This window comes from Devosia lacusdianchii (assembly GCF_022429625.1).
Classification (GTDB): domain Bacteria; phylum Pseudomonadota; class Alphaproteobacteria; order Rhizobiales; family Devosiaceae; genus Devosia; species Devosia lacusdianchii.
Map to the genome: position 1 here is coordinate 2,086,347 of NZ_CP092483.1, position 19,762 is coordinate 2,106,108.

Below are 19,762 nucleotides of genomic sequence, written 5' to 3' on the forward strand. Positions count from 1 at the left end.
GGGCCTCATGAAACCGAGCCTCGCATTGATTCCCGACTTCGACCTTTCGGCGCGCAACACTCTTGCTTTGCGCGCCACGTCGCGCCTCGGCATGTTGATCACGGAACCGGCCATGGTTCCCCAACTCATTGCCATGGCCACCGCCGAAGGCGCGGCGCTACGCATTCTCGGCGGCGGCAGCAATGTGGTCCTGGCACCGCATTTTGACGGGATCACCGCGATCATGGCGATTACCGGTCGCCGCATTGTCGAGAGCACCGATCAAAGTACGCTCATCGAAATCGCTGCCGGTGAAGACTGGCACCAGATGGTGACCTGGACGGTGGAGCAGGGGCTCGGCGGCGTCGAAAACCTGGCCGGCATTCCAGGAACCGTCGGCGCGGCCCCGGTGCAGAATATCGGCGCCTATGGCGTCGAAGTGGCTGACGTCCTTGAAACTCTGGTCGCCTACGATCGTCGGGACGGCGTCGAGCGGGTTTTTGCGCGCGCCGAATGCGCTTTTGCCTATCGCGACAGCCTGTTCAAGCGCGAGGCAGGCCGCTTCGTGGTGCTCTCACTGCGGTTACGCCTGCCAAAGCCCTGGACGCCAAATCTGGGTTTCGCCGGACTGTCCGATCTCGGCGACAGCAGCGAAATCACGCCGCGGACGGTGATGGATAGGGTGCTGGCACTTCGTGGCTCGAAACTGCCCGACTGGCGCGTTACGCCCAATGCGGGCTCATTTTTCCAGAATCCCATCCTGCCAGCATCCGAAGCGCAACCCGTACTGAACGAATTCCCGACAGCTCCCGCGTTTCCGCAGCCCGATGGCCGGTTGAAGCTTTCGGCGGGCTGGCTGATCGAAAAGAGCGGGCTCAAGGGCTTCCAACTGGGCCCGGCGGGTATCTCGGATCGGCATGCTTTGGTCGTGATCAACCGCGGCGGCGCTACAGCCGATGACGTCGCAGCGCTGGCGGAGCATGTGAAGCAGACCGTGAGGCAGCGGTTCGGCGTGCAACTGCACGAGGAGCCGGTGTTCTTGTAGGCATGAAAAACCTCTTTGTCGTCACGCATACTCAGTCTGTGCATCACATCGAGAACAAGGTTGGCGGTTGGTATGATACCGGACTAACCCCACAGGGCAGATTGGACGCTGCGTCGGTGGCGGAGCAATTGTCGAAGACCATCGGAGAGGCTCCGGTGGAAATTTACAGTTCCGACCTTCTTCGGGCGTCGCAAACTGCCGCAATAATCGCCGAGCGCCTTCGCTCATCGTTTGAAGCAACTGGCGACTTGCGAGAAATCAGCTATGGCACGGCCGGAGGAAAACCAGAGGAATGGCTTGCTGCCCGCCAGGAGACGGCTCCCGATGACAACCGTTTGGACCATCGCGGCGGCATAGCCGACGGTGAAACGCGACGCGAACTTGCCGAGCGGGTCTATCGATCTGTGCACGCCATCATTTCGCGGCCCTGCACGACCCAGATCATCGTCACCCACGGATTTGCGCTGACCTTCGTGGTCGCCGCGTGGATCAAGATGCCTATCGATGCGGCCGGTTTTGTAGCGTTTCCCGCGCGCTCGGGCAGTATCACACATTTGCAGCAAGATGATTATTGGCGAAACCGTGGGGTCATTCGCCTTGCTGACACGGCCCACCTGACGCGGACGGACCTTCCTGGCTGAGAATCTTACCTAACTATATTTCCGCGCCACCAACTGCCCGCTCGACCATTCGATCTCACCGGCCAGATCAAGCTCCAGTAACAGCATCTGGATTGCAGATACTGAGAGGCCGGACTGCCGTACCAACTCGTCGACCTCGACGGGCGTGGCATTGAGCGAGGCCACAAGCCGGGACTTGTCGTCGTCGCTCGGTGGAGGCTCGTCGGGTGCCAGGTCCGGCTCCCAATCGCGATCGAACAGCGCGGCGCGCGACGGGTCGGCGCTGCCCAGCGTCTCGATGATGTCCTGCGCATTGGTGATCAGCTTGGCGCCTTGCTGGATCAGGGCATTGCCGCCCTCGGACCGTGGATCGAGCGGCGATCCAGGCACCGCGAAGACGTCACGGTTTTGCTCGAGCGCAAGGCGTGCAGTGATGAGGGAACCGCTGCGTTTGGCCGCTTCCACCACCACGATGCCAAGCGAGAGACCGGAAACCAGTCGGTTACGCCTCGGGAAATCGCGGGCACGTGGCTCCCAGCCCAGCGGCATTTCCGTGAGCAGAGCGCCGCCACTGTCGAGAATATCGTGCGCCAGCGGGATGTTCTCGTCGGGGTAGATTTTGTCAAAGCCGCCGGCGAGCACGGCAATGGTGCCCGTGGTCAGCGTCGCCTTGTGCGCGGCAGTGTCGATGCCACGGGCCAGTCCGGACACGACGGTGTAGCCGCGCTCGCCCAACTCGGAGGACAGCATGCGGGTCATCTTGATGCCGGCAGCGGAAGCGTTGCGCGCGCCAACCACGCCAACGGTGCGCTGCCAGCTAAGGTTCGCACCGCCCGCCATGGTGATCAGTGGCGGCGACGCCGGAATGTAACTGAGCAGTTGCGGATAGTCGGCCTCACCGGCAGCGACCAGACGGGCGCCGTAGCGCGAGAGACCGGCGATTTCGTCTTCGGCGGCTGATTGGCTGATGACGCGGACCGGCTTGCCGGTGCGCTTGACCAGGTCGGGCAGGGCGGCCAAGGCCGCCTCGGCCGAACCGAAACGGTTGAGCAATTGCCGGAACGTGGCTGGCCCGACATTGTCGGTACGCAGCAGGCGCAGCCACGCCACGCGCTGAGAATTCGTCAGATTTGCGCCACCCGACCGAGGCGCCAAGGCTTAGGAGGCTTTCTTCTCGGAGCCGATCTTTGGCTCGGTGCCACGGATCAGCCGCGCGATATTCTCGCGGTGCTGATAAAACAGCAGAATGGCCAGCAGGGCGGCTGTAGCCGCCAGCCATTCATCGACAATGACATAGGCAAAAATCGGCGCTGTGGCGGCGGCCGTGAGCGCGGCCAGCGAGGAGAATTTGCGCGTAACGGCGATGAGTAGCCAGACCGCACAGAAAATTAGCCCTACCGGCCAGGACAGGGCCAGCAACGAGCCGATCATCACCGCCACGCCCTTGCCGCCCTTGAAGTTGAGCCAGGCAGGGAAGCAGTGGCCGAGGAAGGCTCCCACTGCGGCGAGATAGAGCGGCAAAACCCGGTCGCCGCCGATGGGCAGATCGGGCGTGTAGAGCATGGCGCGCGCCAGCAGCACGGCGGCCGCGGCCTTGCCGGCGTCCAGAATGAGCGTCGCAGCGGCAATGCTTCGGTTGCCGGTGCGCAGCACATTGGTGGCGCCAATATTGCCCGAGCCGATCTGGCGGATGTCGCCCAGCCCGGCCGCCCGCGTCAGAAACAGGCCAAACGGGATCGAACCCAGCAGATAGCCGACGACAAACACGGCGATCAGGCCGGGGATCATCGCCCCGCCAAACAGCCAGGGCGCGAACATGGGGACGTAGGAATCGGTCACGGCCTAGTTCTCCTCGGTATGCAGATGGACGGTTTCTCCCGCCACGATTGTGCGCATCACCTTGCCAGCAAGCCGCGCGCCTTCAAAGCTGGTATTGCGCGATCTCGACCGGATTTGGCGTTCGGTCACCTGCCAGGGGTAGTCGAGATCCACCAGGATGAGGTCGGCCGGCGCACCTTGTGCAATGCGGCCGGAGGGCAGGCCGAGAATATCGGCGGGCCGACTGGTCATGGCGCGGAGCACGGTCAGCAGGTCGGCATCCCCGGAATGAACCAACCTCAGCGCCGCAGCGAGCAGGGTTTCGAGGCCGATGGCGCCGTCCGAAGCCTCGGCGAAGGGTTGGCGCTTGACCTCGGTATCCTGCGGGTCGTGGTCGGAATGGATCGTGTCGATGGTGCCGTTGCGCAGACCCTCGATCACTGCCTGCCGGTCATCTTCCGAGCGCAGTGGCGTCGAAAGCTTAAAGAAGGTGCGGTAGCGGCCGATGTCGTTCTCGTTCAGCGCCAGGTTATTGATCGAGATACCTGACGTAACGTGGCCGTTACGCTTCTTCGCCGCAGCCACGAGCTCGACCGAGGCGGCGCAGGAGATTTGTGCCGCGTGGTATTTGACGCCGGTGAGCATGGCGAGCTGGAGATCGCGGGCCAGCGGGACGGTCTCGGCTTCGCGGGGAATACCCTTGAGGCCGAGTACGGTAGCGAATAGGCCCTCGTTCATCACCCCGTCGCCAGTGAGACTCCTGTCGGAGAGATGGTGGACGATGGTCATGCCGTAATTGGCGGCGTAGCTCATCGCCGTACGCAGCATGGCGCTTGACTGGATGGCGTTGCGGCCGTCGGTCAGGCAGACGGCGCCGGCCTCCTGCAACAGGCCGAACTCGGTCAGCTCCTGCCCGCCGAGGCCCTTGGTGATCGCGGCGGCAGGCAATACGTTGACCTTGGACGTGGCCTTGGCCCGGCGGATGAGAAAATCCACCAGCGCGCCATCATCGACCACAGGGGCGGTATCCGGCATCATGACGAAGCTGGTGACACCACCAGCAGCGGCGGCTTCGCCGGCCGATTGCAGGGTCTCGCGATATTCCTTGCCGGGCTCGCCGGTAAAGACGCGCATGTCGATCAGGCCGGGCGCCAGCACCAGGCCGTCGGCGTTGATGACCTCGGCGCCCTCTGGCACGCCGATCGGGGCGCCGAACGCCACTTCGGCGATGAGACCGTTCTCGATCAGCACCGCGCCGGGCTTGTCTGTATTGGTCGCCGGATCGACGATGCGGGCATTTTCGATGAGGAGAGGGGCGGTCATGGCGCATTCCTCGCCGGCAGCAGCGCATCGAGCACGGCCATGCGTACCGCCACGCCCATTTCCACCTGGTCGGTGATCACTGAGGCCGGACCATCGGCAATGGCCGGGTCGATCTCGACGCCGCGATTCATCGGGCCGGGATGCATGACGATGGCGTCTGGCTTGGCATAGCTGAGCTTTTCAGCGTCGAGGCCGTAGAAGCGATAATATTCGCGAACCGAAGGTATCATCTTGCCACTGGCGCGCTCATGCTGCAGGCGCAGCATCATCACCACATCGACGTCCCTCAGCCCTTCGCGCATATCTGTGAACACCTCGGTGGCGAGGTGCTCGATGCCTGCCGGAAGCAGATTGCGCGGAGCGATGACGCGGGTGCGGACGTTGAGCGCGCCGAGCAACAACAGGTTGGAGCGGACCACGCGGGAATTGGCGATATCGCCGCAAATCGCAACGGTCAGCCCCGAGATGCGGCCCTTGTGGTTGCGGATAGTGAGGGCGTCGAGCAGGGCCTGCGTCGGATGCTCGTGTGCGCCGTCACCGGCGTTGATCACCGAGCAGCCGACTTTCTGGCTGAGCAATTCAACCGCGCCGGCCGCCGAGTGGCGCACGACGATGACGTCGGGCCGCATGGCATTGAGTGTCGCGGCAGTATCGACCAGCGTTTCGCCCTTGGAGACGGAACTGGTCTTGACGGACATGTTCATGACCAGGGCGCCGAGCCGCTTGCCGGCAATCTCGAACGACCCTTGGGTGCGGGTAGACGATTCGAAGAACAGGTTGATCTGCGTCTTGCCTGTCAGCGTCGGATGACTTTTCCGCTCCTGCCGGGAAACCGGCACCATGCGCTCGGCTCTGTCGAGCAGGTCCACGATCTCGTGCTGCTTGAGATCGGCGATGGACAGCAGATGCTTCTGGCTGAAAGGGGGAAAGTCGCCGGACGGGCCGGCTTGCGTTGCGGTTTTGCTGGCGCGAACTTGGGCCATGCGCTCCCATCCCTGATGTTGGATGGGGTCTAGCGGAGGGGGGCAGGAGGAGCAAGCCCCAAGGCGGCAGAATCAACGGCCGGCTGCACGGCCGTTGCGCTCAGGTAGCGGAGAAGAAGAAGCCGAGACCGGCCAGGGCGAAGGCCAGGGCAGAGGCGGCCGTGCGGAGGTGGGTCCAAGGCATCCACGCCGTGGTGTAGGTGGTCCACACGTCGCGCGCAGCGGTGAGGTCAGCGGGGATCGAGGCCCGGGCGAGTCCATCGTTCAGCGGAATGTTGATCGCCCCGGTTATGCCGATTCCGCCCACAAGATAGATCAGTGCCGAGCCGGCGAAGAGCCAGAGGGATGCGGTCTGTCCGCCTTGCCAGGACAGCACGGCGGCAGCGATCAGCAGTAGCGGCAGGCCCGCGAAAAACGCGAGGAAGATCGGGTTGGGCACGGCGATGTTGATGCCCTGCATACTGTCGATGGCGCTGCGCGGATCGGCTCGGTCGAGCCCCCACATCACGGTGAAGGAATAGGTCCAGAAAAAGCCGGCCATGATGCCGCTGGCGAGGAGCGCAGCGAAGCCGACGATTTGCGCTGAGGTGTGCATGACAGGTCCTCTTAGGCCGCGGCGAGCGCGGTGCGGTTGCGGTGACGAAGATAGAGCACGAGGCCAAGGCTGCCGATGGCAAGTTCGATGGCGGTCGCCACCAGAAGGCCATCGGCGGGGCGCCCATCGAGTGCCACGGCAATGAGCCGTGACACGCCGTAGCTGAGATAAAGTCCGGTCGCAGCCAGCAGTGAGAGATTTGCAAGGCGCGGCACGAAAACCCCGCCGACGATGATCCCGCCGAGAGCCATCAATGACAGCCCATGCGAGCGCATTTCATTGAGCAACGTGATCTGACCGGTCAGGTCGAGACCATAGCCCGCGTAGAACGACAGCGGCGCCAGGAGGATGGTGCCGCCGAGGCCGATGCCGATGACACCGGCCAGGACGAGGAAAGCTTTGACGAGCATGGCAAGGCTCCCGTTGTGGCCGGTTAGGCCTGGGCCGACCAGACGCCGGTAGCGGCAATCCGCTTGACGAAGTCGCCAAAATCGCGCTGCTCGCGGCCAAGCGCACGTTGCACGCCATTGCCGATGCTTTCATTGCGGCCGTCAAAGACCTCGGCACAGAGATCGTGAAGGAAGTCAGCAGTCGGCGCACCCACCTCTGGCAGCAAGGCGGCGTGAAACTCCTCGAGGGAGATGTGGCTGTACTGCGCGCTGAGTCCCGAGGCCGCATTGATCTCGGCCACGGCGTCGGCAAAGCTCAGCAGGCGTGGCCCGGTGACTTCGTAGAGCTGGCCATTGTGGCGCTCGTCGATCAGGGCCGCGGTGGCGACATCGGCGATGTCATCGACATCGATGAAGGGCTCCTTGCGGTCGTGGGCGGGCAGGGCGACATAACCCTCGAGCAGCGACCCCAGCAGGACGCCTTCGCTGAAATTCTGGTTGAACCAGCTGGCACGAACAATGGTGTAGTCGAGGCCCGATGCCTGCACGATGGCCTCGCTGGCCTGCGCATTGTGCTCACCACGGCCCGAGAGCAAAACGAGGCGCTTGAGGCCGGTCTCTTTGGCGATCTCGGTGAATTTCCGGATCGCCTCAGGCGCGCCCTTGGCGGCGAGATCGGGAACAAAAGCCACGAAGGCGGTCTCGGCGCCGGCCAGCGTCGCAGCCCAGGTGGACTGGTCCTCCCAATCGAAGGATGGCGAGGACTTGCGCGAGGCGCCGCGCACAGGCTGCCCCAGGGCTTCGAGCCGGGAGACGATCCGGCTGCCGACCTTGCCGGTGGCGCCGATGACGAGGATGGGGGAGGTCATTTGCGTTTGATCCATGTTGTGCGTTGCGACGCCGTGGAAGATGCGTCGACAACCTTGGATCATCAATATTCTGGACGCCGCTGTTTTATGCAGATCGTCCAGACAAGTGGACGATACGACAATAGCGATGCTATGAACGCGTCATGAGTGATCCTTCCTTTCAACCACCGCCATTGTCCGATCCGCTGGGTGAGGTGCTGCATATGCTCCATCTCACCGGCACCCTGTATTGTCGCGCCGAGATGACCGCGCCTTGGGGCATAACCATGCCGCGGCTGATCGACTCGATGATGTTCGTCATCGTGACCGCGGGCCGCTGCTGGCTGAAAATGCCCGGGCAGGAGCCGGTCATGCTCCATCAGGGCAGCATGGTCTTGCTGCCGCATGGCACCAATTACGACCTGCTGAGCGCGGTCGACGCCACGCCGACACCGCTGTTCGATATCCCGGTCGAAAGGATCGGCAACCGCTACGAGATCATGACGCACGGGGGTGGCGGCGAAATGACTCGCGCCACGTCGGGCGTGGTGCAGTTCGACCATGTCGCGGCCAAACGCCTGGTGACGCTGCTGCCGGATGTCTTGCGCATCGATGCCTGGGAAGATGAAATCGGCAGTTGGCTGCAAAGCACGCTGGCCCTGATCGCCCGCGAGGCCAGCATGCTGCGACCGGGCGGCGAAACGGTGATGACGCGATTGGCCGATATCTTGGTGATCCAGGCGATCCGGACCTGGCTCGACCGGGCGCCAGAGGCCAATCTCGGGTGGCTGGCGGCCCTACGCGACAAGCAGATCGGCCGCACGCTGGCTTTGATCCACCGCCGTCCCGAACACGACTGGAGCGTCGCCGAACTGGCGAGCGAAGCCGGGATGTCGCGCTCGGCCTTCTCGGCCCGGTTTACTGAGCTGGTGAGCCAGCCGGTCATGCAATACCTGGCGCAATGGCGGCTGCATCTGGCGCGCTCCGATCTGCTCGACACGCGCGAAGCGGTAGGCACGATCGCCGCCCGCGCCGGCTACCAGTCCGAGGCAGCCTTCGGGCGCGCCTTCAAGCAGTTCTTCGGCGTACCACCGGGCGCCATTCGCAAGCTAGCCGCGGCGTAGCCGGTCCAGCGCGCCCTGCAGGATGTAGCTGGCAGCGAGTTTGTCCACGACTTCGGCCCGCCGATCGCGCCGCAGGTCAGCCTCGATCATCATGCGCGTTACGGCGCTGGTGGAAAGGCGTTCGTCCCAGAAGGCAATCGGCAGCGCAATACGCTGAGCAAGGCTACGGGCGAAAGCGCGCGTCGACTGCACGCGCGGGCCCTCGGACCCGTCCATATTAAGCGGCAGCCCGAGGATAATGGCGACGACCTGATTTTGCGCGATCAACTCATCGAGCCTGATCGCGTCCTGCGTAAACTTGGTACGCTTGATGGTCTCGAGCGGCGACGCCGAATACCGCATGGCATCGGACACTGCGACACCAATGGTCTTGGTACCCAGATCGAGGCCCAGAATCCTGCCGGTGGCGGGAATCGATTCCAGCGGGTTGGCGAAGTCTTCGGTCATTGGGGGCTCGCTTGCCAGTCGTCTGCCGTCCTATAGGCTGCGGCACGGTTTGGCGACAGGAAAGCGGCGATGAAACTCACCTGGTTCGGCGGGACGACGATCCGCATTCATATCGGCGGCGCGATTCTGGTGGTCGACGCCGATGCGGCGCCCCAAGGAATCGATGCGGCCGAGCTGGTTTCGGGCGCTGATCTGGTGATTGCCGGGTTCGGGGCCGGGCTTGAGGCCGTTGACGCTGCGAGTTGGAAGCCGCGCAGGCCGCTGCGGCTAGTCGACGAGGGCGATGACCTGCCCAAGGTCGAGGCCTGGTCGGTGGGTGCGGGAGGAGTGCTCATCGCCGCTACCGGCGAACCACCTTTGCTGTTGCTGGCAGCGAATGCGCCGCCGCTGGGACGCTGGGCCGACAGCGCCGTCATTACACTTTTTGGCCATGGTGAACGGCTTATCGAACTCGGCGCGGCGGTGCTTGCCGCTTCGGCGCCCCGCCTTCTAGCGCTTGCGGGCGACGAGGCGGCCATGGATATCGCGATCCCGGCGCTGGCGCCGCGACTGGATGGCAGCGGCCTCGTCTCGCTCGAAGCCGGGTTGGCACTGGAAATCTGATCCGGCTCATCAGCCATTTTCATTGTCTTTTGTGCCGCGCGGTTGCTAATAACGCCGCAAACAAAGCCGCTGTTTCTGGAGTTTCCCATGTCTGTCGACGCTGCAACCGTAAAGCGCATCGGGCGCCTGGCGCGTATCCGCATCGAAGAGGACGAGGTTGCCGCCTATCAGGGCGAGCTGAACGCCATCCTGGGCTTCGTCGAACAGCTCTCGGAAGTGAATGTCGACGGGGTCGAGCCAATGACGTCGGTGACGCCGATGACGCTGCGCCGCCGCGACGACGTGATTAGTGATGGCGGCTACCCTGAGAAGATCGTCAGCAACGCCCCGCTGAGCGAAGACAACTTCTTCATGGTGCCCAAGGTGATCGAATAATGGTGGTCAGCATCGCCATCGAAACCCCATTGCAGGACGATGTGCGCGGGCTTGTCGCCAAGCTCAACGACCATTTGCTGCCGCTGTCGCCGCTGGAATTCCAGTTCAAGATGACCGTCGAGCAGATGGCGGAGAGCAACACCACGCTGTTCGTGGCCCGCGACGAGACGGGCAGGGCGGTCGGCATGGGCGCGCTCAAGGTGCATTCGGCCGAGCTTGGCGAGGTCAAGCGCATGTTCACCGACCCTGAAGTGCGCGGCAAGCGCATCGGTTCGGCACTACTCGACGCCATCGTGGCCCTGGCGCGCGACAAAGGCCTGCCAACGCTGATGCTCGAAACCGGCACCGGCGACGGCATGGCCGAGGCGCATCGGCTCTACACCCGTAGCGGCTTCGTGACGCGTGGACCGTTTCTCGACTATCCCGACAGCGAATGGTCGGCCTTCTTCGAGCTGCCCCTCAAGCAGGAGCAGACGGCGTGAGGACGATGCTGACCATGGCGGTCCTGGCTCTGCTGGCCGGGACGGCCTTCGCGCAGGAAGACATGGTCATCGACCAGACCAAGCTTTACGTCACCGACCCGGCGGCTTGCCAGGCGGTGGAAAAGCAAGGCGTCGATGCCTTCATGGAGATGGATTTCCTGAGCCTCACGTTCGAAGGTGGCATCCAGTCGATGGAATTCCACTGCAATTTCTATGACGTCAAGAGCCGGCCGAGTACGCCGGTTCTGCTCGTCGACGCCGTCTGCGAAATCCCAGGCGACCTCTATCCCGACATGCTGGCCATTGCGCCGCACGATGCCGGCGCTATCCGCGTGTCGTCCAACAACGATGCGATGCTGGGCATGCTCGGCGATGCCGAACCGAACCCGGAGAGCCCCTATCCTGCGGGAACGACGATCTATCACCGCTGCGACAATCTGAGCGAGATTCCCTTTGACTGACCTGACCAAACTCAGCCTGGCCGACGCCCGCAAGGGCCTGAAGGCCAAGAGCTTCACCGCCACCGAGCTGACCGGCGCTTACCTCAAGGCGATCGATGCGGCCAATCCCAGCCTCAACGCCTATGTAGCGGTGACCGGCGAACAGGCACTCAACATGGCTAAGGCCAGCGACGACAAGCTGGCCAAGGGGCAGGGCGGTTCCCTCGAAGGCATTCCGCTCGGCATCAAGGATCTGTTCGGCACCAAGGGCGTGCACACGCAGGCGGCGAGCCACATCCTCGACGGCTTCAAGCCCGAGTATGAGTCGACCGTGACGAGCAACCTCTGGCGCGACGGCGCCGTCATGCTGGGCAAGCTCAACATGGACGAGTTCGCCATGGGCTCGTCCAACGAGACCAGCTATTACGGCCCGGTCGTCAGCCCGTTCCGCGCCGAAGGCAGCAATGCCAATCTGGTGCCCGGCGGTTCGTCCGGCGGCTCGGCCGCGGCGGTTTCGGCATGGCTTTGCGCCGGGGCGACGGCAACCGACACCGGCGGCTCGATCCGCCAGCCCGCGGCCTTCACCGGCACTGTGGGTATCAAGCCGACCTATGGCCGCTGCTCACGCTGGGGCGTTGTGGCATTCGCCTCCTCGCTCGACCAGGCCGGTCCGATCGCCCGCACGGTGGAAGACGCAGCACTGCTGATGACCTCCATGTCCGGTTTTGATCCCAAGGACTCGACCAGCGTCGATATGGCCGTGCCGGATTTCGCTGCCGCCGTTGAGCGCGGTGTGAAGGGTCTCACCATCGGCGTTCCCAAGGAATACCGCATGGATGGCATGCCTGCCGAGATCGAAAAGCTCTGGAGCCAGGGCCTCGACTGGCTCAAGGCCGAGGGCGCCACGGTCAAGGACATCAGCCTGCCGCACACGAAATACGCGCTACCGGCCTACTACATCGTCGCGCCGGCCGAAGCCTCGTCCAACCTCGCCCGCTATGACGGCGTAAAGTATGGCCTGCGGGTTTCCGGCAAGGACATCACTGACATGTACGAACTCACCCGCGCCGCCGGTTTCGGCCGCGAGGTGAAGCGTCGCATCATGATCGGCACCTATGTGCTGTCGGCCGGATATTTCGACGCCTATTACGTCAAGGCGCAGAAGGTCCGTACGCTGATCAAGAAGGACTTCGAAGACGCATTTCACGCTGGCGTCGATGCCATCCTGACGCCGGCAACACCATCGGCCGCCTTCGGCATCGGCGACGAGGCCTTGGCGGCTGATCCGGTGGCCATGTATCTCAATGACATCTTCACCGTGACGGTGAACATGGCGGGCCTGCCGGGCATCGCCGTGCCCGCCGGCAAGGACGGGGCAGGGCTGCCGCTGGGCCTGCAGCTCATCGGCAAGCCTTTCGACGAAGAAACACTGTTTGCGGCCGCGCGCGTCATCGAGAAAAGCGCCGATATGGACTTCTCGCCCAAGCGCTGGTGGTAACCGCTTTGGACGGCGCCACTTGATCGTGGCGTCGATCCGCCTTATTTGGCCCCAATGCACAAATTGAAATTGGTTGTGACGCCCCCACGGGCGGCGTCCGGGCCGACAAGGGTTTCACCGATGGCCGCTGATATTTTTACCTCGCTCGATTGGTCCGAGCCACCCAAGGACATGAGCAAGCCGCTGCAGGCGCTGTGGTGGCTCAAGAAGGGCGAGCTGCGCGTTGGCCCCGAATGGGAGCAGGCGCACAATATCGTGCAGGCGATGGAAGGCGTTCAGGCCTTCGACTGGGTTCATGCGCTGATGCACTGGATCGAGGCCGACATGGGCAATGCCGATTACTGGTATCGCCGCGCCGGCAAGCGCCGCGCCACGGCCAGCGTCGCCAGCGAATGGGAGCATATCGCCGCCGCGCTGAGCGAAGTGACCAGGCACTAGGTTTTTCCTCTCCCCGTCGGGGAGAGGAAACAGTGGCTACCGGTTATCATACTCGCTTCGGACCAGCTCCAGACCGCGTTTGGTGATGCGGTAGGGCTGGCCGCCGGAAGATTTGATCGCCTTCTTGGCTTTCAGCTTTTTGAACAGCGTCATGCTGCAGGTGCTGAGCAGCCAGCCTTCGCGGTTGAAGAATTCGAGACCGGTCACCTTGCCGGCGTCGTTGCGGACGAGCGCGATGCGGCCGCCCTGAGCGAGGGCATGCAGCACCCGCTGTTCGCTTTTCGAGATATCCATTGAAAGTCTAGTGCCTGAAACGGCGGGCAAACCCGCGAACAAACGTTATCGGCGGCCGGCATCACGCGCGGCGGTCGATCGGTTCATTCTGCCCCGTCGCGAAGAGACGGGGCCTCAGAGGGTTTCAGACTGACTAAACATGCGGGTTTGATAACGCCACGAAGGCCAATTGCGCAAGTTGGGCGGTTGAAATCGTCGCCGGAGCGGTGCAAACCAGCAACAGCAACTATGACTGGAACCCGCCGTGACCGCTGCCAAATCACCTGACGACTGCCAGACCAAGGAAGACGTCCGCGCCGAGATCGATCGTGTCGATCAGGCCCTTCTCCATCTGTTTGCAGAGCGGCATCGCTATGTGACGCGCATGGCTCAGATCAAGACCGATCCGCATGAGGCACGCGACCCTGTCCGCATCGAGGCAGTGATTGCCAAGGTCCGCGACCGCAGTTTGGCCCTTGATCTTGACGAGGATCAGGCCGAACTTGTGTGGCGGACCCTGATTGATTGGAACATCAACTACGAAAAGGGCATCATCGCCGCGCGGCGTCGCGGCTAGCAGGAGGTCACTATGGCAGGCATCAGCATTCGCAAGGCCGAGACCGCAGACGCCCGCCGATTGGCCGATATTGCCTATCGCGCCTGGGAAAGCGGTATCCTGCCGCTGCTGACCGAGCAGCCGGGCATGCGCGAGGCCGAGCAGCGCCGGCTGGCCCAGGCCGTCTCCGAAACCCTCTCGCGCATAATCGTTGCCGAAGTGGATGGCATCGCCGTCGCCTGGTGCTCGCGTTCGGCGCGCCGCGCCTACATCCCCTATCTCTTCGTCATGCCCGAATTGCAGGGCCATGGCTTGGGCTCCATGCTGCTGCGGCGCATGGAATCCATGCTGGAGCTCGAAGGCGCCGACCGGGTGCATCTCGAAACCCCCGCCGACAATGTCCGCGCAGTGCGCTTCTACGAAAAGCAGGGCTACCGCATCCTCGCCCTGCGTCCGGATGGCCGCACCGCCCATGAGCCCTTCATGAGCGTCCACCTCGAAAAACGCCTCACGCCATTCGAGGGCGATATCGACGACGAGGATTGAGGGCGCTCCCAAACTGGATCGTCACCCTCGGGCTTGACCCGAGGGCTCTTCACTGAGCCGGCGCGCCAAAACACAGACCCCTCGGGTCAAGCCCGAGGGTGACGATTGGTGGTTGGGCATTGCATCGGCGCACGGGGATAAGTAAGCACGTACCCAACTCTCGCCTTCGCCTCAGGACGCCCAATTGACCCTCATCGATACGCGCACGCCAAACCCCAAGAGCTTCATTTCTGGCTCCACCGGTGACTGGGAAGTCATCATCGGCATGGAAGTGCATGCGCAGGTGACGTCCGAGAGCAAGCTGTTCTCGGGGTCGTCGACCGAGTTCGGTAACCCGCCCAATGCCAACGTGTCCTTCGTCGACGCAGCCATGCCCGGCATGCTGCCCACCATCAACGAAGAATGCGTGCGCCAGGCCGTTCGCACTGGCCTCGGCCTCAAGGCCCAGATCAACAAGCGCAGCGTGTTTGACCGGAAGAACTATTTCTATCCCGATCTCCCGCAGGGCTATCAGATTAGCCAGTTCAAGGACCCGATCGTCGGCGAAGGCAAGGTACTGCTCGACATGCACGACGGGCAGATCGAAATCGGCATCGAGCGCCTGCACCTGGAGCAGGATGCCGGCAAGTCGATCCACGACCAGCATCCCAACATGAGCTTTGTCGACCTCAACCGCTCGGGCGTGGCACTGATGGAAATCGTCAGCAAGCCTGACCTGCGTTCGTCCGAAGAAGCCAAGGAATATCTCGGCAAGCTGCGCACCATCCTGCGCTATCTCGGTACCTGCGACGGCAACATGGAGCAGGGCTCCATGCGCGCCGACGTCAACGTCTCCGTGCGCAAGCCGGGCGGTGAGTTCGGTACACGCTGCGAAATCAAGAACGTCAACTCGATTCGCTTCGCCGGCCAAGCCATCGAATACGAGGCTCGCCGCCAGATCGACATTCTGGAGGACGGCGGCAAGATCGACCAGGAAACGCGGCTCTACGATCCCAAGACCGGCGAGACCCGCTCGATGCGATCCAAGGAAGAAGCGCACGACTATCGCTACTTCCCCGACCCCGACCTGCTGCCGCTCGAATTCGACGAGAAGTTCATCAGCATGCTGGCAGAAGGCTTGCCAGAACTGCCAGACGAAAAGAAGGCACGCTTCGTCGCTGATTATGGCGTGACCGCCTATGATTCCATGGTGTTGACGCTAGATCGCGAGACGGCAGACTATTTCGAATCCGTGGTCGCCTTCGGTGGCACCAAGCGCGACGGCAAGGCCGTGGCCAACATGCTCAACGCCGACGTCGCCGCCTATGCCAATAGTCAGGGCCTGGCCGTGTGGGAAACCCACCTCAAGCCTGCACAGATCGCCGGCATTGTCGATCTCGTTGCCGCTGGCACGATTTCATCCAAGGGCGCCAAGGACTTGCTGCAGATCGTCATCGCCGAAGAGCCCGAGGGCGACCCGGCCGAGATCGTCGAGCGCCGCGGCCTCAAGCAGGTCACCGACATGGGCGCGATCGAGGCGATCGTCGATGAGATCATCGCCGCCAACCCCGATCAGGTGGCCAAGGTTATCGCCAAGCCCACCATGATCGGCTGGTTCGTCGGCCAGGCCATGAAGGCTTCCGGCGGCAAGGCCAACCCGCAGGCCCTGAACGACTTGATGAAGAAGAAGCTCGGGATCGACTAGCCACTAGATCGCCTTACCCACCGTCATCGCCTCGCGAAACTCCAGGTCGTCGTCGAAGAACACAGGCTCGGGCGTTGCCCCGGTGGCGTCGAAGAATCGGCTCACAAAGCTGCGGATCGAGGCGCACAGGGCGATGTCGGAGATTTCGACATCGCTGAAACCGACCTCCCGCAATGCATCGATGTGACCTTGTGTGGTCTTGGACGCATCGCGCGCCACCTGCTCGGCGAAAGCGAGCATGGCCACTTCCTTGTCGCTGAGACCGGCGCGGCGGAAGTCGCGCTGCAGCGCCAACACCTGCGCCTTGGAGCCGAGCTCCTTGATCAGCGAGCGGGCGTAGACATGCGTGCAGTAGGTTGAGGGTGCCTGCTTGGCCGCGATGAAGGTGATGAGCCGCCAGCCACGCATGCCCAGCGAGAAATTGGCTTTGACGCCTTCGGAAAATTGCTCGAACAGGGGCAGCACTTCCGGTCGTGTCGTCCAGCAGGCCGTAGCCTCCATCAGAAAACCGATCCGCGCGATCTCGGCTTGGTATATTTCCGCCACCTCGCCGGTAGCCTCGTCCGGGCCAACTGTCTTGAGGAACATGCTTCGCTCTCCGCCGCCAAAGCCAGTAGCTTAGCGCGGGCGACGGCAATTCCTAGCCTCGGGCAGTGCAGATAATTTTAGCTACGCGTCGGCTGGTTGGGCTCCGGTGCCGGCTGGCCCGGGGTGGGGTCTTCGACCGGCTGCGGCGTATCGGGCACTTCCTGGGGGTGCGGTGGCACGGGATCTACCGGCTGCGGTGGCGATGGCTCCGGTTGCGGCACGATTTCCGGAATGGGGCGTGGATCGATATCCGGCTTGGGCTGGTTCATGCGGGACTCCTTGTCGGAAGCCCAACGGCATGAACCCAGCCCCAGTTCCCCTGCGCTAAGCAGCAGCAGGCGCCCTGCGCCTGACAAGCCGGCCATCCATGAAGATCAGGCCGATGAAGATCACCAGGATGCCGACCACGTGCAACAGCTCGAACCGCTCGTGCAGCACCAGCACGCCGAGCAGGATTGCCGAGATCGGCGTGATGAACGTGTTGAGCGACAGATTGGTCGCGCCAACCTTGGGTAGCAGCCAATAGACCAGCAGAAAGCTGAAGCTGGTGGAGAACGCGGCAATACCGAACAGCGCGCCCCAGGTTTCGGCACGGGTGATGACCGGAACGCCACTGAAGAACAGCGCCACCGGAACGGTCACGAGAGCGGCCGCGGTCAGCGAACACGTCGCCACGGCAGCCGAGTCGATGCTTTTGAACCGGCGGGCATAGTTGAGGGTGAGAGCGTAGCACAGCGTGGCACCCATGGCAGCCAGCAGGCCAAGCACTTGGGCCGATGCGCCAACCCCCAGCGAGGGCAGGGCGAGGATGAAGGCCCCGACAAAGCCGATGACCACGCCCACTACCTTGTTCCATGTGGCTTTCTCGCCGCCGATCCAGAGTTGCGAGACGATGACCGTGCTCATTGGCGTCAGGCCATTGATAACGCCAACAATACTGCTCGCGACGGTCTGTTCGGCGAACGGAAAAAGCGTGAATGGGATCGCATAATTGAGAATGCCGAGTACCAGGAGTTGAGCATAAAGGCGCCAGTCATTGGGCAACGTTTTGCGCATGGCCAGGAAATACACCCAGCAGATCGCCGCGCCGATGGTGACGCGTCCCGCCGACACCCAGAGCGGGCTGATTTCGCGGATCAGGATGGCGTTGAAGAGGAACGAACATCCCCACACGGCGCCCAAGAGGATAATCAGTAGCCAGTATCGCAAGGGCATAGGGTGTTCTCCATTTGTCCCGACGTTATTACAGCCGCAGAGTCGCGTCGAACCGATTTTGACGATGGGGTCGATGAATTCGCGTGATGAGTAATACGGTAGAAACCTAGGGAAACACGGCCTCGCCGCGGGCGACCATGGCCAGCGCCTGGGGATAGGCCCTGTGCTCCTGCACCAAAATGCGCGCCGCGAGCGAGTCAGCGTCGTCACCAGGCAGGATCGGCACCCGGGCCTGCAGGATAGTCGGACCGTCATCGAGGTCCGGAATCACCCAATGCACCGTGCAGCCGCTCTCTGCATCGCCCGCATCGAGCGCCTGCTGTTGCGGCTTCAGGCCCTTATGAAGCGGCAGCAGGGACGGATGGATGTTGAGCATCCGTCCGCTCCACTTGCGAGCAAAGCCATTGGAAAAGATGCGCATGAAGCCGGCCAGGCAGACATAGTCCACCTGCCAGTCCTCGAGGACCGCGTCGATCCACGCGTCGAAGTCCTCGCGAGAGGCAAAGTGCTTGTGCGATCGGGCGGCCGTGGGCACGCCATTGGCTCGGGCATAATCGAGACCCGGCGCGTCCAGCTTGTTGGAGAAAACACCAACGATCTCAGCAGGGTACCCGGCAGCCTTCGCTGCCTGGATAAGCGCCTGCATGTTGGAGCCGCGCCCCGAGATCAGGATGGCGACACGCTTCTTGCCCGGATCGATGCGGCGCAGGTTCACAGTGCGAGCTTGCCGTCGAACGTCACCGCTTCGCCGGTGCGGCCGGTGAGCTTGCCGACAATGGAGGCCGTCTCGCCGGCAACGTTGAGATGCTCGACCAACCGGCCGGCATCATCAGGCGCCACGGCGACCAGCATGCCCACGCCGCAATTGAATGTGCGCAGCATTTCGCGCTCGTTCATGCCGCCGACATGGCTGAGCCAGCCGAAGACCTTTGGTACCGTGACCGCATTGAGATCGACATGCGCCGCCAGATGGTCGGGCAGAACGCGCGGAATATTGTCGATGAATCCGCCGCCTGTGATGTGAGCCAGCGCCTTGATGCCGATGCCAGCCTTGAGCGCAGACAAAAGCGGCTTCACATAGATCCGGGTCGGCGTCAGCAGGGCTTCGGACAGCGACTGCCCGGGCGCAAACGGCGCATCCATGAACCAGTCGATTACCGAGAGCTCGACGATCTTTCGGACCAGCGAATAGCCATTGGAATGGACGCCCGATGATGCGATGGCGACCAGAGTGTCGCCCTCGGCAATGTCAGGGCGGGGCAGGAGGGCGCCGCGCTCGGCGGCACCGACGGCAAAGCCCGCCAAGTCATAGTCCTTGCCGTGATACATGCCCGGCATTTCGGCGGTTTCACCACCCAGCAACGCACAGCCGGCGAGGCGGCAGCCTTCGGCAATGCCGGTAACAATGGCGGTGCCCTGTTCAACGTCGAGCTTGCCGGTAGCGAAGTAATCGAGGAAGAACAGCGGCTCGGCGCCTTGCACAATGATGTCGTTTACGCACATGGCCACCAGGTCTTGCCCGATGGTGGAGTGATTGCCGGTATCGATGGCGATCTTGAGCTTGGTGCCCACGCCGTCATTGGCTGCAACCAGAACCGGATCGGTGAAACCGGCGGCCTTGAGGTCAAACAGGCCACCAAAGCCGCCAATCTCTCCATCGGCGCCAGGGCGGCGGGTGGAACGAACCGCCGGCTTGATCGCTTCTACAAGGGCGTTACCCGCATCGATGTCGACGCCGGCCTGCTTGTATGAGAGCCCGTTTGATGTCAGGTTTTGCGGATCGGACATTGGCCTCGGACCATAGTGGGGAAAGCGTGCGCAAAGCCGTTACCGGAAGACCAAGGCGGTTGCCAACTCCGGAGCCGGAAGCTAGACGGCCTGATAGCTTCTCCA

The 19,762-nt window shown here is 63.0% G+C and carries 26 protein-coding genes; 12 read left to right on the top strand and 14 right to left on the bottom strand.

The window, feature by feature from the left end; translation table 11 throughout:
* The first annotated feature begins 7 nt into the window (after positions 1-7).
* Both murB and MF606_RS10160 read left to right on the top strand, forming a co-directional pair.
* Positions 8-1,024, top strand: a complete 1,017-nt coding sequence (gene murB / locus MF606_RS10155) for a UDP-N-acetylmuramate dehydrogenase (RefSeq protein WP_240233682.1) — start codon at positions 8-10, stop codon at positions 1,022-1,024.
* Positions 1,025-1,026: 2 nt separating this feature from the next.
* A complete protein-coding gene (locus MF606_RS10160; RefSeq protein WP_240233683.1) occupies positions 1,027-1,665 on the top strand; it encodes a histidine phosphatase family protein in 639 nt (212 codons plus the stop codon).
* A 9-nt stretch (positions 1,666-1,674) separates the two neighbouring features.
* Here MF606_RS10160 and dprA read toward each other — a convergent pair whose 3' ends face one another.
* The 7 genes from dprA to MF606_RS10195 form a co-directional block, all read right to left on the bottom strand.
* Positions 1,675-2,754 (bottom strand): DNA-processing protein DprA, encoded by a 1,080-nt coding sequence (dprA, locus tag MF606_RS10165; protein WP_420842253.1) that lies wholly within the window; start codon positions 2,752-2,754, stop codon positions 1,675-1,677.
* A gap of 48 nt (positions 2,755-2,802) precedes the next feature.
* The gene (plsY, locus tag MF606_RS10170) at positions 2,803-3,432 is read right to left on the bottom strand and encodes a glycerol-3-phosphate 1-O-acyltransferase PlsY (RefSeq protein ID WP_240233829.1); all 630 of its coding nucleotides are present in this window, start codon (positions 3,430-3,432) and stop codon (positions 2,803-2,805) included.
* A 54-nt stretch (positions 3,433-3,486) separates the two neighbouring features.
* Positions 3,487-4,785: a dihydroorotase gene (pyrC, locus tag MF606_RS10175; protein ID WP_240233685.1), complete on the bottom strand. Its 1,299-nt coding sequence runs from the start codon at positions 4,783-4,785 to the stop codon at positions 3,487-3,489.
* On the bottom strand, positions 4,782-5,768 hold the full coding sequence (locus tag MF606_RS10180) for an aspartate carbamoyltransferase catalytic subunit (RefSeq protein ID WP_240233686.1): 987 nt from the start codon (positions 5,766-5,768) through the stop codon (positions 4,782-4,784). The genes pyrC and MF606_RS10180 overlap by 4 nt, the downstream gene beginning before the upstream one ends.
* Positions 5,769-5,868: 100 nt before the next feature.
* Positions 5,869-6,363: an anthrone oxygenase family protein gene (locus MF606_RS10185; RefSeq protein WP_240233687.1), complete on the bottom strand. Its 495-nt coding sequence runs from the start codon at positions 6,361-6,363 to the stop codon at positions 5,869-5,871.
* An 11-nt stretch (positions 6,364-6,374) separates the two neighbouring features.
* Positions 6,375-6,773 (bottom strand): DUF4345 domain-containing protein, encoded by a 399-nt coding sequence (locus tag MF606_RS10190; protein WP_240233688.1) that lies wholly within the window; start codon positions 6,771-6,773, stop codon positions 6,375-6,377.
* Between the two features lie 23 nt (positions 6,774-6,796).
* Positions 6,797-7,621: an SDR family oxidoreductase gene (locus tag MF606_RS10195; RefSeq protein ID WP_240233689.1), complete on the bottom strand. Its 825-nt coding sequence runs from the start codon at positions 7,619-7,621 to the stop codon at positions 6,797-6,799.
* Positions 7,622-7,764: 143 nt separating this feature from the next.
* On the opposite strand from MF606_RS10195, the gene MF606_RS10200 reads away from it, so the two are divergent.
* Positions 7,765-8,724, top strand: a complete 960-nt coding sequence (locus tag MF606_RS10200) for an AraC family transcriptional regulator (RefSeq protein ID WP_240233690.1) — start codon at positions 7,765-7,767, stop codon at positions 8,722-8,724.
* Here the strand turns inward: MF606_RS10200 and ruvX are convergent.
* Positions 8,710-9,171: a Holliday junction resolvase RuvX gene (gene ruvX / locus MF606_RS10205; protein ID WP_240233691.1), complete on the bottom strand. Its 462-nt coding sequence runs from the start codon at positions 9,169-9,171 to the stop codon at positions 8,710-8,712. The two genes, MF606_RS10200 and ruvX, sit on opposite strands and share 15 nt — an antisense overlap.
* Before the next feature lie 69 nt (positions 9,172-9,240).
* On the opposite strand from ruvX, the gene MF606_RS10210 reads away from it, so the two are divergent.
* The 6 genes from MF606_RS10210 to MF606_RS10235 all read left to right on the top strand — a co-directional run bounded on the left by MF606_RS10210 (position 9,241) and on the right by MF606_RS10235 (position 13,007).
* A complete protein-coding gene (locus tag MF606_RS10210; RefSeq protein WP_240233692.1) occupies positions 9,241-9,774 on the top strand; it encodes a hypothetical protein in 534 nt (177 codons plus the stop codon).
* 87 nt (positions 9,775-9,861) lie between these two features.
* Positions 9,862-10,149 carry an Asp-tRNA(Asn)/Glu-tRNA(Gln) amidotransferase subunit GatC gene (gene gatC, locus MF606_RS10215; protein WP_240233693.1) on the top strand — a complete coding sequence of 96 codons (288 nt, stop codon included), beginning with the start codon at positions 9,862-9,864 and terminating at the stop codon, positions 10,147-10,149.
* Positions 10,149-10,631 (top strand): GNAT family N-acetyltransferase, encoded by a 483-nt coding sequence (locus MF606_RS10220; RefSeq protein WP_240233694.1) that lies wholly within the window; start codon positions 10,149-10,151, stop codon positions 10,629-10,631. The genes gatC and MF606_RS10220 overlap by 1 nt, the downstream gene beginning before the upstream one ends.
* The gene (locus MF606_RS10225; RefSeq protein ID WP_240233695.1) at positions 10,628-11,092 is read left to right on the top strand and encodes a hypothetical protein; all 465 of its coding nucleotides are present in this window, start codon (positions 10,628-10,630) and stop codon (positions 11,090-11,092) included. The genes MF606_RS10220 and MF606_RS10225 overlap by 4 nt, the downstream gene beginning before the upstream one ends.
* Positions 11,085-12,569, top strand: coding sequence for an Asp-tRNA(Asn)/Glu-tRNA(Gln) amidotransferase subunit GatA (gene gatA / locus MF606_RS10230; RefSeq protein ID WP_240233696.1), 1,485 nt, complete (start codon positions 11,085-11,087; stop codon positions 12,567-12,569). The genes MF606_RS10225 and gatA overlap by 8 nt, the downstream gene beginning before the upstream one ends.
* Before the next feature lie 120 nt (positions 12,570-12,689).
* Positions 12,690-13,007 (top strand): hypothetical protein, encoded by a 318-nt coding sequence (locus MF606_RS10235; RefSeq protein ID WP_240233697.1) that lies wholly within the window; start codon positions 12,690-12,692, stop codon positions 13,005-13,007.
* A gap of 36 nt (positions 13,008-13,043) precedes the next feature.
* On the opposite strand, the gene MF606_RS10240 is transcribed toward MF606_RS10235, so the two are convergent.
* Positions 13,044-13,301, bottom strand: coding sequence for a YjhX family toxin (locus MF606_RS10240; RefSeq protein ID WP_240233698.1), 258 nt, complete (start codon positions 13,299-13,301; stop codon positions 13,044-13,046).
* Between the two features lie 244 nt (positions 13,302-13,545).
* Here MF606_RS10240 and MF606_RS10245 point away from each other — a divergent pair, with 244 nt between their 5' ends.
* From MF606_RS10245 to gatB, 3 genes are all read left to right on the top strand, one after another.
* Positions 13,546-13,857, top strand: coding sequence for a chorismate mutase (locus tag MF606_RS10245; protein WP_240233699.1), 312 nt, complete (start codon positions 13,546-13,548; stop codon positions 13,855-13,857).
* Between the two features lie 12 nt (positions 13,858-13,869).
* A complete protein-coding gene (locus MF606_RS10250; RefSeq protein WP_240233700.1) occupies positions 13,870-14,382 on the top strand; it encodes a GNAT family N-acetyltransferase in 513 nt (170 codons plus the stop codon).
* Between the two features lie 184 nt (positions 14,383-14,566).
* Positions 14,567-16,066: an Asp-tRNA(Asn)/Glu-tRNA(Gln) amidotransferase subunit GatB gene (gene gatB / locus MF606_RS10255; RefSeq protein WP_240233701.1), complete on the top strand. Its 1,500-nt coding sequence runs from the start codon at positions 14,567-14,569 to the stop codon at positions 16,064-16,066.
* Positions 16,067-16,069: 3 nt separating this feature from the next.
* Here the strand turns inward: gatB and MF606_RS10260 are convergent, their stop codons facing one another.
* The 5 genes from MF606_RS10260 to purM form a co-directional block, all read right to left on the bottom strand.
* Entirely contained in the window at positions 16,070-16,654 is a 585-nt protein-coding gene (locus tag MF606_RS10260; RefSeq protein WP_240233702.1) for a carboxymuconolactone decarboxylase family protein, read from the bottom strand.
* A 77-nt stretch (positions 16,655-16,731) separates the two neighbouring features.
* Positions 16,732-16,923: a hypothetical protein gene (locus MF606_RS10265; protein ID WP_240233703.1), complete on the bottom strand. Its 192-nt coding sequence runs from the start codon at positions 16,921-16,923 to the stop codon at positions 16,732-16,734.
* A 55-nt stretch (positions 16,924-16,978) separates the two neighbouring features.
* Positions 16,979-17,869 (bottom strand): DMT family transporter, encoded by an 891-nt coding sequence (locus tag MF606_RS10270; RefSeq protein WP_240233704.1) that lies wholly within the window; start codon positions 17,867-17,869, stop codon positions 16,979-16,981.
* A gap of 106 nt (positions 17,870-17,975) precedes the next feature.
* Positions 17,976-18,584: a phosphoribosylglycinamide formyltransferase gene (purN, locus tag MF606_RS10275; RefSeq protein WP_275693141.1), complete on the bottom strand. Its 609-nt coding sequence runs from the start codon at positions 18,582-18,584 to the stop codon at positions 17,976-17,978.
* Positions 18,581-19,657: a phosphoribosylformylglycinamidine cyclo-ligase gene (purM, locus tag MF606_RS10280; protein WP_240233705.1), complete on the bottom strand. Its 1,077-nt coding sequence runs from the start codon at positions 19,655-19,657 to the stop codon at positions 18,581-18,583. The genes purN and purM overlap by 4 nt, the downstream gene beginning before the upstream one ends.
* Positions 19,658-19,762 lie beyond the last annotated feature (105 nt).